This window comes from Bradyrhizobium daqingense (assembly GCF_021044685.1).
Lineage (GTDB): Bacteria > Pseudomonadota > Alphaproteobacteria > Rhizobiales > Xanthobacteraceae > Bradyrhizobium > Bradyrhizobium daqingense.
The window spans coordinates 5761375-5772500 of record NZ_CP088014.1 but is presented as its reverse complement, the minus strand read 5'-3'; the positions used below and the strand labels follow the sequence as shown (position 1 = coordinate 5772500).

At 64.9% G+C, this 11126-nt stretch carries 11 protein-coding genes; 8 read left to right on the top strand and 3 right to left on the bottom strand.

Features of this window, described 5'->3' with window-relative positions; translation table 11 throughout:
• Positions 1–41: 41 nt before the first annotated feature.
• Positions 42–2432: a lytic transglycosylase domain-containing protein gene (locus LPJ38_RS27405; RefSeq protein WP_167520309.1), complete on the bottom strand. Its 2391-nt coding sequence runs from the start codon at positions 2430–2432 to the stop codon at positions 42–44.
• 280 nt (positions 2433–2712) lie between these two features.
• Here LPJ38_RS27405 and dapA point away from each other — a divergent pair, with 280 nt between their 5' ends.
• Genes dapA through LPJ38_RS27385 form a run of 4 tightly spaced genes read left to right on the top strand, consistent with a single transcriptional unit; the run spans position 2713 to position 5188 of the window.
• Positions 2713–3603 carry a 4-hydroxy-tetrahydrodipicolinate synthase gene (dapA, locus tag LPJ38_RS27400; RefSeq protein ID WP_145629989.1) on the top strand — a complete coding sequence of 297 codons (891 nt, stop codon included), beginning with the start codon at positions 2713–2715 and terminating at the stop codon, positions 3601–3603.
• Positions 3604–3657: 54 nt separating this feature from the next.
• Positions 3658–4071 (top strand): large conductance mechanosensitive channel protein MscL, encoded by a 414-nt coding sequence (gene mscL, locus LPJ38_RS27395; RefSeq protein WP_145630167.1) that lies wholly within the window; start codon positions 3658–3660, stop codon positions 4069–4071.
• Between the two features lie 60 nt (positions 4072–4131).
• Positions 4132–4605, top strand: a complete 474-nt coding sequence (smpB, locus tag LPJ38_RS27390; protein WP_145629990.1) for an SsrA-binding protein SmpB — start codon at positions 4132–4134, stop codon at positions 4603–4605.
• Positions 4606–4609: 4 nt separating this feature from the next.
• Positions 4610–5188: a peroxiredoxin gene (locus LPJ38_RS27385; protein ID WP_145629991.1), complete on the top strand. Its 579-nt coding sequence runs from the start codon at positions 4610–4612 to the stop codon at positions 5186–5188.
• A 3-nt stretch (positions 5189–5191) separates the two neighbouring features.
• Here the strand turns inward: LPJ38_RS27385 and LPJ38_RS27380 are convergent, their stop codons facing one another.
• Positions 5192–5866 (bottom strand): uracil-DNA glycosylase, encoded by a 675-nt coding sequence (locus LPJ38_RS27380; protein ID WP_145629992.1) that lies wholly within the window; start codon positions 5864–5866, stop codon positions 5192–5194.
• The gene (locus LPJ38_RS27375) at positions 5847–6491 is read right to left on the bottom strand and encodes a LabA-like NYN domain-containing protein (RefSeq protein WP_060736267.1); all 645 of its coding nucleotides are present in this window, start codon (positions 6489–6491) and stop codon (positions 5847–5849) included. The genes LPJ38_RS27380 and LPJ38_RS27375 overlap by 20 nt, the downstream gene beginning before the upstream one ends.
• A gap of 328 nt (positions 6492–6819) precedes the next feature.
• Between LPJ38_RS27375 and rpoZ the strand changes: the two genes are divergently transcribed.
• The 4 genes from rpoZ to acpS all read left to right on the top strand — a co-directional run bounded on the left by rpoZ (position 6820) and on the right by acpS (position 10916).
• Positions 6820–7212, top strand: coding sequence for a DNA-directed RNA polymerase subunit omega (gene rpoZ, locus LPJ38_RS27370; protein ID WP_007603391.1), 393 nt, complete (start codon positions 6820–6822; stop codon positions 7210–7212).
• 204 nt (positions 7213–7416) lie between these two features.
• Entirely contained in the window at positions 7417–9702 is a 2286-nt protein-coding gene (locus tag LPJ38_RS27365) for a RelA/SpoT family protein (RefSeq protein WP_145629993.1), read from the top strand.
• A gap of 45 nt (positions 9703–9747) precedes the next feature.
• Positions 9748–10500, top strand: a complete 753-nt coding sequence (locus LPJ38_RS27360; protein WP_145629994.1) for a pyridoxine 5'-phosphate synthase — start codon at positions 9748–9750, stop codon at positions 10498–10500.
• Entirely contained in the window at positions 10497–10916 is a 420-nt protein-coding gene (gene acpS, locus LPJ38_RS27355; RefSeq protein ID WP_145629995.1) for a holo-ACP synthase, read from the top strand. The genes LPJ38_RS27360 and acpS overlap by 4 nt, the downstream gene beginning before the upstream one ends.
• Positions 10917–11126: the final 210 nt, after the last annotated feature.

The window sequence follows — 11126 nt, the reverse complement described above, 5'->3', positions numbered from 1 at the left end:
TCGCGGCCGATGCTCCGACAGCAGATCAGAGGAGAATGTCGCTATTCCACGCTGCCGGCGCCGCGGCGCAGATCGGCCTCGATCTGGAGGCGCGTGCCGCCGCCGAAGCGGGCGCGGTAGACCTGAAGGTTCTCCATGATCCGCTGCACGTAGTTGCGCGTCTCGGAGAACGGGATCAGCTCGACCCAGTCGACCGCATCGACCTTGGGATCGCGCGGATCGCCGTAGCGATCGACCCACTTCTTCACGCTGCCGCGGCCGGCGTTGTACGCGGCAAAGGTCATGATGTAGGAGCCGCGATAGTCCTCGAGCAGTCCGCCGAGCTCGGCCGATCCGAGCGTGGCGTTGTAGACCGAATCGTTCTTCAGCCGGCTTAGATCGTAGGTCGCCCCATGCCGCTTGCAGACATAGCGCGCGGCATCCGGCGTCACCTGCATCAGCCCGTAGGCTTGGGCGGGCGAGACCACCGACGGATTGAACGCGCTCTCCTGTCGCGCAATGGCGTAGATGATGCTGCGCTCGACCTCGGGGCCGATCGGCGTGAACTGCGGAATGCCGTTGACGGGGTAGGCATAGAAGTCGAACGGCAGGCCACGGTTGAGCGCAGCCTTGCCGAGCAGCAGCATGCCGCGCGCATCGCTGTAGCGTTGGGTCAGCTCGCCGAGACCGGCAAGCGCCTCGGGATCACCGTTCTCGCCCATGTCGGCGAGCAGCGGTATCGCCATCTCGCGCTCGTCGAGCTCGTAGAGCAGCTGCGCAGCGCGCACGATCTCGAGCCGCTCGGCGCCGCGGCCGCGCGGCTGGTGGTTGAGCTCGATCTGGGGCAGGCCGAGCTTTGCGCGCGCAAGCTGACCATAATAGCTGGTCGACTGCTCGGCAGCTCGCGCATAGGCGTTGCGGGCCTCCTGTTGGCGGCCCATCGCTTCCGCGGCGCGGCCCTGCCAGTAGCCGGCACGCGCCAGCGCGGTCGGATTGACGCTGCCGACCCCAATACGCGCGAAATGCTGGGCGGCGGTCGCGGGATCGTTGAGGAAGCGGAGCGCGATCCAGCCCGCGGTGAACTCCTGCTCGGTCTTGTAGATGTCGCGCGAGGGCAGCGCGGCGTCGCGTGCGATCAGATAGGCGCTGCGGAATTCCTCGGTGTCGATCATCTTGCGCGCCAGCAGGCGGCGCTCGATCCACCATTCGTCGAGATTGTGCAGCCGGCCCGGATCCTTCGGCGCCGACAGCATGAGCTGGGCGGCCTCAGTGAACTTCTCCTCGCGGCGCAGCAGCTGGATCCTGCTGAAAATGAAGCCGGGATCGTTGTGCAGCTCGCGCGGCACCGCGTCGAGCAGCGCGCGTGCGTTCGGCGCCTTCTTGACGGCGGCGATGCGGGCCTTGGCCAGCGCGACATAGCCGGCGCCGAGGCGCTTTGCGGCGCGCAGCGCGGCTTCGTTCTCGCTGCCGTAGAGCAGGGTATCCATCCGCGCCTTCTGATCGCCCGGCGTCAGCAGGGCGCCGAACTGATCGAGCGCGTTGTTCTCGGTGTCCTCCGACATCGGATCGCTGCGCCAGGCATCGCGCACCAGTCGCTCCGCGTTGGCGCGGTCGCCGCGTGCCAGCATCGCCCTGGCGAGCGTAAAGCGCCCCTTGGCGGAGATCGGAGATTCGTTCTCGAACCACGACCAGGCAACGGACTCATCGCGCCGATCGTCCCACATCGCAGCCTCGAGGCGCCGGCGCAGGAAGGTCTGCGAGGGCCAGCTTGGATTGGCGGAGATGAAGGCGCGATAGCGCTCCACCGTCGCGCCATTGTCCTCGCTGCGCAGGATGATCCATTCCGCGAGCTTCCGCGCCACGGGATCGGAGATCGAAGCCGCGTAATTGGTGGCGTCGGCCGCCTTGCGCTTGCGCACGAGCTCGATGACGTTCTCCAGCGTGTCCTTGTCGGCCTGCGACGTCGACGATGTCGCTGCGACCGCGGCCGGGATGACCGGCTTGCGCGGTGCTGCATGCTGGCGGGTCGCAGGAGCTAGCACCGGAGCTGCGACGGGTCTGGCGGGGGCCGGAGCGGCCGGTCTGATCGTGGCCGTCGAAGCCGGGGCAGGCGCGGCTTTGGGGGCCGAACCGCTGGCGGGCGGGTGCGGCTTCGGCGCGGGGGCAGCTGCTGCGGGCTTGGACGCTGCCGCGGGCTTGGACGCGGCCGCCGGTTTCGCCGCCGGCTTGTCCTTGGCGGAGTCATTGGCAGGTTTCTTGGCGGCATCCTTGGCCGGGGCGCTGGTCGCACCCTTGCTGGCGCCCTTGGCGGAATCCTTGGGCGTGCCGGTTCCCTTGTCCGTTCCTTTGGATTGGTCCTTGGCCGCCGCCGGCTTTGCGGACTTCTTGGCCTCGTCCGCGCTCGTCTCGTTGGGCTTGGCCAAGGCCGCACAGCCGATCGACAGCCCTGCCATCAGGGATACGACCAGACCTAGGGATCGCCATACGGCGCGCGGGAAGGAGGTCACGGCGTTTCGTCGCCCCGAATCAGTCGAGTGGGTCCAAGATCTAGCTGTATTTGATTGAATATACGGACAAAATACCAACAGCCGCTTACCTCGGGCGGATTTGCACCATCACCGCGGCAAAATCGCGGCCTAAACGGTGCGTCACACGGCAGCGGCCCTTTTACCGGCGGGATAGACCCGATATGAAGGAGCTTGCTTGAGAGATCGCCGCGTACGGAGGAAGTCCATGGCAGCCAAGACGAAATTCCGGGGGTCATTCACCGCCTTGGTCACGCCGTTCAAAAACGGCGCGCTGGACGAGGCCGCGTTCCGCTCGCTGGTGAACTGGCAGATCTCGGAAGGCACCAACGGCCTTGTCCCGGTCGGCACCACCGGCGAAAGCCCGACGCTCAGCCATGACGAGCACAAGAAGGTCGTCGAATGGTGCATCGCTGAAGCCAAGGGCCGCGTCCCCGTCGTCGCCGGCGCCGGCTCCAACTCCACCAAGGAGGCGATCGAGCTCTCCCAGCACGCCGAGAAGGCGGGTGCGGACGCCGTGCTGGTCGTGACGCCCTACTACAACAAGCCGACGCAAGAAGGCATGTACCAGCACTTCAAGGCGATCAACGATGCGATCGGGATTCCGATCATCATCTACAACATTCCGCCGCGCTCGGTGATCGACATGTCGGTCGACACCATGAAGCGGCTGTGGGAGCTGAAGAACATCGCCGGCGTCAAGGACGCCACCGCCAGCATGGTGCGCGTGTCGCAGCAGCGCGCGGCAATGGGCGAAGACTTCAACCAGCTCTCGGGCGAGGACGCGACCATCCTCGGCTACATGGCCCATGGCGGGCACGGCTGCATCTCGGTGAGCTCGAACGTCGCGCCGCGCCTGTGCTCCGAGTTCCACGCCGCCTGGCAGAAGGGCGACACCAAGGCGGCGCTTGCGATCCACGACAAGCTGATGCCGCTGCACAACAACCTCTTCATCGAAAGCAATCCGGCGCCGATCAAGTACGCGATGTCGCTGCTCGGCAAGCTTGACGAGACGCTGCGGCTGCCGATGGTCCCGGTCTCCGAGCCGACGCGGGTTGCCGTGCGCAGCGCGATGGTTCACGCTGGCCTGATCAACTGACGCATTGGCCTTTCGGGGGAGCCTTTCATGAGCGTCGAGGACAAGGGCGCGCGTATGCTCAAGGAGTTCCGCGAGTTCGCCATGAAGGGAAACGTCGTCGATCTCGCGGTCGGCGTCATCATCGGTGCGGCCTTCGGTGCCATCGTCACGTCGCTGGTCGGCGACGTCATCATGCCGATCATCGGCGCCGTGTCCGGTGGCCTCGACTTCTCGAACTACTTCATCCCCTTGTCGAAGGCGGTCACCGCCACCAACTTAGCGGATGCTAAAAAACAAGGCGCCGTACTTGCTTATGGCAGCTTCCTGACGCTGACGATCAACTTCATCATCATTGCCTTCGTGCTGTTCCTGGTGATCCGCGCCATGAACACCCTGAAACGCAAGGAGGAGGCGGCTCCAGCCGCTCCGGCCAAGCCGTCGGCCGAGGTCGAGCTGCTGACCGAGATCCGCGACCTCCTCAAGAAGTGACGCGCGCGCTTCATCCGAACTGTTAGCTTTGCTGCGCATCTCGATCAGGTTTGCCTCGTCATGGCCGATAAAAACGAACGTCCCATCAAGGTCATGGCGGAGAATCGCAAGGCCCGCTTCAACTACGCCATCGAGGACACGATCGAGGCGGGCATCGCGCTGACCGGCACCGAGGTCAAGTCGATCCGCAATGGCAAGAGCACGATCGCGGAGTCCTACGCCGACTCCAAGAACGGCGAGATCTGGCTGATCAACGCCACCATCCCCGAATATCTCCAGGGCAACCGCTTCAACCACGAGCCCAAACGGCCGAGGAAGCTGCTGCTGCACCGCCGACAGATCAACAAGCTGATGGGCGCGGTCGACCGCGAGGGCATGACGCTGATCCCGCTCAAGCTGTACTTCAACGAGCGTGGTCGGGCCAAATTGCAGCTCGCGATTGCAAAGGGCAAGAAGCTGCACGACAAGCGCGAGTCCGAGAAGAAGCGCGACTGGAGCCGGGAGAAGGGCCGCTTGATGCGGGCGAGGGGATAGCGGGATGACCCAGAGGAACCTGCTCGAGGTCGATTGGAGCAAGATTCCCGCGCCGACCGATGACGGCGGTGCCGCGCATCTGAAGGGCATGACGTTGCCGCCGATCGGCCTGCGCGCGACCGACGACACGTCCGTGACGCTGTCGACGCTGCGCGGCCGCACTGTCGTGTTCGCCTATCCCCGCACCGGCGAGCCCGGCAAGATTGCCCTGGTCGATGATTGGGACATGATCCCGGGCGCACGCGGCTGCACGCCGCAGACCTGCGCGTTCCGCGACCTGTTTGCAGAGTTGAAGACGGCAGGCGCTGCACACGTGTTCGGTCTCTCGACCCAGAGCAACGACTATCAGATCGAGATGGCCTCGCGGCTGCACCTGCCGTTTCCGGTGCTGTCGGACGAGAAGCTGGCGCTGACGAACGCGCTGAAGCTGCCGACGATGGAGGTCGCAGGTCTGACGCTGATCAAGCGCCTCGCGCTGGTCATCGACGATGCCGAGATCACCCATGTGTTCTATCCGGTGTTTCCGCCCGACCGGAACGCCGGCGATGTGCTGGAATGGCTGAAGACCAATCCAGTCAGGTAGGACCTAATCGAGGTCGGCCTTCACCTTCGCGAACACGGACCGGAACATGTCCGGCGTCAGCACGCCGGTGTTCGTGTTGTAGCGGGAGCAGTGATAGCTGTCGTAGAGCCTGAAGGCGCCGGCCTGGTGCACCGCGCCGTGGCCGAAGGGAGCCTGGGAGGCCTTCAGCTTCAGCGGCTTGAGCACGCTGTCGTGCGCAATCCGCCCGAGCGCGACGATCGCGCGCAACTTCGGCATCGTCTCCAGATTCGCGATGAGAAACTGGCGGCACGTGGTGATCTCGACCGGCAGCGGCTTGTTCTGCGGCGGAACGCAATGCACGGCATTGGCGATGCGGCAATCGACCAGCGTCAGGCCGTCGTCGGGGCGCGCCTGATAGGTGCCCTTGGCAAACCCGTATTCGAGCAGCGTGGCGTAGAGCAGGTCGCCGGCATAGTCGCCGGTAAAGGGGCGGCCTGTGCGGTTGGCTCCCTGCATGCCCGGCGCGAGGCCGACGATCAGCAGGCGCGCACGGATGTCGCCGAACGGCGCAACCGGCGCATTGTGCCACAACGGCTCGCGCGCGCGGTTCGCCTCGCGAAAGGCGACCAGGCGCGGACAGAGCGGACAGTCACGGTCGGGGATGAGGGTGGGGGTCTGGCGACTTGGCCGGGCCGCCTCACTCCTCGAAGTCGTCATCGCCCCTCGGCGCCACGGTCGTTGCGCGCTGGAGGAATTGCGGGGCGTGGTGGCGTTCACCACGCTCGCCGCGGTCGCGCGGGGCGGGGCGTTCGGACGGGTCGCGGCCGAGCTTGGATTGCAGCTCGACGAGGTCGGTGAAGACGTCGGCCTGGCGGCGCAGCTCGTCGGCGATCATCGGCGGCTGGCTGGCGATGGTGGAGACCACGGTGACCCGCACGCCGCGACGCTGGACGGCCTCGACCAGAGACCGGAAGTCGCCGTCACCCGAGAACAGCACCATCTGATCGATATGCTCGGCGAGCTCCATGGCATCCACGGCGAGCTCGATGTCCATGTTGCCCTTGACCTTGCGGCGTCCGGAGGCGTCGATGAATTCCTTGGTCGCCTTGGTGACGACGGTGTAGCCGTTGTAGTCCAGCCAATCGATCAACGGACGAATCGAGGAATACTCCTGATCCTCGATGATCGCGGTGTAGTAGAACGCCCGCAACAACGTCCCGCGGCTCTGAAATTCCTTCAGCAGGCGCTTGTAATCGATATCGAAGCCAAGAGTTTTCGCCGTCGCGTAGAGATTGGCCCCATCGATGAAGAGCGCGATCTTGTTGGTAGGGGAAAGTGACATTCAGTTTGCTCGCGTAGTGTGTCGTGATTGATCGTTTATTGTTGGCGCGCGGCGGCAAGCCACGCACTTCAGAGTGCTGCCGAAACCCGTCGAAACCGCAAATCCGGAGAAGTCGGGGCAATCAAGGTATAGTTATGGCGAACTTGCATAGACCCGGTGCTACCTTCGATGGCAGCCCAGGAAACCGCCCATCCCAGCCCCAATGTGGGGGTAGCAGAGGCGTTTGGCGAGGCCAAATCACAAATTGGCCTTGCGAAATCGGCGCGGTCCCTATAACTAGCCCCGATCATCCACATATTTCGTCCCACCCACAACGGAGCGACAGTCCATGGCTCGCGTCACCGTAGAAGATTGTATCGACAAGGTCGACAACCGGTTTGACCTGGTCCTGCTGGCTGCCCACCGTGCCCGCATGATTTCGTCCGGTTCACAACTAACGGTTGACCGAGATAACGACAAGAACCCTGTTGTGTCTCTGCGCGAAATTGCGGAAACGACCATTTCGCCGGAGGACCTCCGCGAGGAGCTGGTGCACTCGCTCCAGAAGTTCGTCGAGGTCGACGAGCCCGAGCCCGATACGGTGCCGCTGATCGGTTCCGCCGGCGCGAGCGTCGATGCAGATGACACCGAGGTCGCCGTTGAGCGCATGACCGAAGAGGAGCTCCTGAAGGGTCTCGAAGGGCTCGCGCCGCCCGAGGAGCAGCCGGAGGAGGACGAGTAATCGTCCCGTCGCAATCATCGACCGCTTGTGATCTTATCAAGGCCCGAACCGTTGTTCGGGCCTTTGCTTTTGTCGGCGTTTTCGTGGTTACCATAGTGTCGTCGGTTCGCGCTGGCCTGTCACCGAATTGATCGGACACGCGCAGGATCGACGCTAAGATGTGTGCAACGGGCCGTCTCCTGGCCCGTTTAGAGGCAGGACGGCATGGTTTATCGGCGCCGCAGATCCACGCAGATGCAGGCCGCAACCGAATCGGTTGCCGTGGCCCCGACTGCGCCGGTGGCGCGCCCGGCCAAGCCCCGCGCGCGGATGATGCGTCAATATGACCTCGTCGAGCGCGTCAGGTCCTACAACCCCAATACCAACGAGGACCTGCTGAACCGCGCCTATGTGTACGCCATGAAGGCGCATGGCTCGCAAACCCGCGCCTCGGGTGATCCGTATTTCTCGCACCCGCTCGAAGTGGCGGCGATTCTCACCGACCTCAAGCTCGACGACGCCACCATCGTGGCCGCGCTGCTCCACGACACGATCGAGGACACCGAGGCGACGCGGGCCGAGATCGACCAGATCTTCGGGCCCGAGATCGGCGCGCTGGTCGAGGGGCTGACCAAGCTGAAGCGTCTGGAGCTGGTATCTCGGGAGGCCAAGCAGGCCGAGAACCTGCGCAAATTGTTGCTGGCCATTGCCGACGATGTCCGTGTGCTTCTGGTCAAGCTCGCCGATCGCCTGCACAACATGCGCACGCTGGACTTCGTGCCGACGGAATCGCGCAGGCGCATCGCCGAGGAGACGCTCGATATCTACGCGCCGCTCGCGGGGCGCATGGGCATGCAGGAGATGCGGGAGGAGCTGGAGGATCTGTCCTTCCGCACCCTCGATCCCGAAGCCTATTCGGTGGTGATGCAGCGGCTCGACGCGCTGGCCGAGCGCAACCGTAATCTGATCGGCGAGATCGAGGACCAGCTCTCCAACAATCTGCGGCACCGCGGTCTGGGCGCGCGGGTCTATGGCCGCCGCAAGAAGCCATTCTCGATCTGGACCAAGATGGAGCGCAAATCGGTCGGCTTCGAGCAATTGTCCGACATCTTCGGCTTTCGCCTCGTCGTCAACGACATTGAGGCCTGCTATCGCGCGCTCGGCATCGTCCACACCACCTGGCCGGTCGTGCCCGGGCGCTTCAAGGACTACATCTCGACGCCGAAGCAGAACGACTATCGCTCGATCCACACCACGGTGATCGGTCCCGGCAACCAGCGCGTCGAGCTCCAGATCCGCACCGAGGCGATGGACCAGATCGCCGAGCGCGGCATCGCCGCGCACGTGTTTTACAAAGAAGGGGTCGGCTCGCCGACCGAATTCCTCAAGCGCGAATCCAACGCGTTCGCCTGGCTGCGCCACACCATCGGCATTCTCTCCGAGAGCGCCAATCCCGAGGAATTTCTCGAGCACACCAAGCTCGAGCTGTTCCACGACCAGGTGTTCTGCTTCACCCCGAAGGGCAAGCTGATCGCGTTGCCGCGCCATGCCAACGTGATCGACTTCGCCTATGCCGTGCATACCGACGTCGGCAACAGCGCGGTCGGCTGCAAGATCAACGGCAAGTTCGCGCCGCTGTCCTCGGAGCTCCAGAACGGCGACGAGGTCGAGGTGCTGACCTCTGAAGCGCAATCGGCGCCGCCGTCGGCTTGGGAGACGCTGGCAGTCACCGGCAAGGCGCGCGCCGCGATCCGCCGCGCCACTCGCACCGCAGTGCGCGATCAATATGCCGGGCTCGGCCGGCGCATCGTCGAGCGTCTGTTCGAGCGCGCGAAGATCGAATATGCCGACGACAAGCTCAAGGGCGCGCTGCCGCGGCTTGCACGCACTTCGATCGACGACGTGATGGCGGCGGTCGGCCGAGGCGAGATCAAGGCCTCCAACGTCGCGCGCGCGATGTATCCCGACTACAAGGAGGAGCGCATCGCGCGCTATGGCGTCAAGAAGGGTCTCGCCGCCAAGCTCAAGGAGAAATCGTCGGAGCCGCCGCGCAGCCCGGTCGCGATCCCGATCCGCGGCATCAATTCCGATCTGCCGGTGAAGTTCGCGCCGAATGGCGGCGCCGTGCCCGGCGACCGCATCGTCGGCATCGTCACGCCGGGCGAGGGCATCACGATCTACCCGATCCAGGCGCCGGCCCTGAAGGATTTCGAGGAGGAGCCGGAGCGCTGGCTGGATGTGCGTTGGGATATCGAGGACTCCGCGCCGCAGCGCTTCCCGGCCCGCATCAAGGTCGAGAACGTCAACGAGCCCGGCGCACTGGCGCAGATCGCCACCGTGATCGCCGAGCACGACGGCAACATCGACAATATCAGCATGCAGCGCCGCTCGCCTGATTTCACGGAAACGACGATCGATCTCGAAGTCTACGATCTGAAGCATCTGAGTGCGATCCTGGCCCAGTTGCGTGCGAAAGCGGTCGTCGCCAAAGTCGAACGTGTTAATGGATAGACGCCGCTCGCAGGTGACTGTCCCCTTGATCTCGTGAGTCTTGAAATGCCCGCACCTCCGCTCCGCCTCGGCGTCAATGTCGACCATGTCGCGACCCTGCGCAACGCGCGCGGCGGCCGCAATCCGGATCCGGTGCGGGCCGCGCTGCTCGCGATCGACGCCGGTGCCGACGGCATCACCGCGCATCTGCGCGAGGATCGCCGCCACATCCGCGACGAGGACATGGCGCGGCTGAAGGCCGAGATCTCCAAGCCGCTGAATTTCGAGATGGCGGCGACCGACGACATGATGCGCATCTCGCTCGCGACCAAGCCGCACGCGGTGTGCCTGGTGCCGGAGCGCCGGCAGGAGGTGACCACCGAGGGCGGGCTCGACGTGGTCGGCCAGCACAACGCGCTGGCGCCCTATATCGCGCGGCTGAACGACGCCGGCATTCGCGTCTCGCTGTTCATCGCCGCCGATCCTGCTCAGATCGAGATGGCGGCGCGGCTGCGCGCGCCTGTGATCGAGATCCACACCGGCGCCTGGTGCGATGCCGTCGTCGACGGCCACGCCGACAAGGCGGAGGCCGAATGGCAGCGGATCGCGGCGGGGGCGAAGCTCGCCAAGGCTGCCGGGCTGGAGGTCCACGCCGGGCACGGGCTCGACTATGCGACGGCGGAGACCATCGCGGCCCTGCCAGAGATCATGGAGCTCAACATCGGCTACTACATGATCGGCGAGGCGCTGTTCGTGGGGCTGGCCGAGACCGTGCGCAGCATGCGGGCGGCGATGGACCGCGGGCGGAGCCGGGCATGATCATCGGCATCGGCTCCGACCTGATCGACATCACGCGCGTCGCCAAGGTGATGGAGCGCCACGGTGAGCGCTTCCTCGACCGCATCTTCACCCCGGCCGAGCGAGCCAAGGCGGAGCGGCGCGCCAAGAACGAGAAGATGGTGGTGGCGACCTACGCCAAGCGCTTCGCGGCCAAGGAGGCCTGCTCCAAGGCGCTCGGCACCGGGATCCGGCGCGGCGTCTGGTGGCGCGACATGGGGGTGGTCAACCTGCCGGGCGGGCGGCCGACCATGCAGCTTACCGGCGGCGCCTTGGCCCGGCTTCAGGCCCTGACGCCGGAGGGGTTCGAGGCCCGGATCGACGTTTCGATCACCGACGACTGGCCGCTCGCGCAGGCCCTCGTCATCATTTCGGCCGTCCCGCTCGCCAAGCCCTGACGGCGTCAGGAAGATCATAATTCGTTTGAAATACCAGTATCTTAAGCGGTTTTCATGCGATCATTGATTGCGTGGTGTCCGACAACCGTCTAAAAGTCCGCGGACGCAAATCAGGCTGGGTGAATTCGGCTTTACGCCGGAATTGGCCCTCACTATCAGAATCAGGACAATCTCCTTGGGCCGCGAACCGATGGCTGTTCGCGGGAGGAG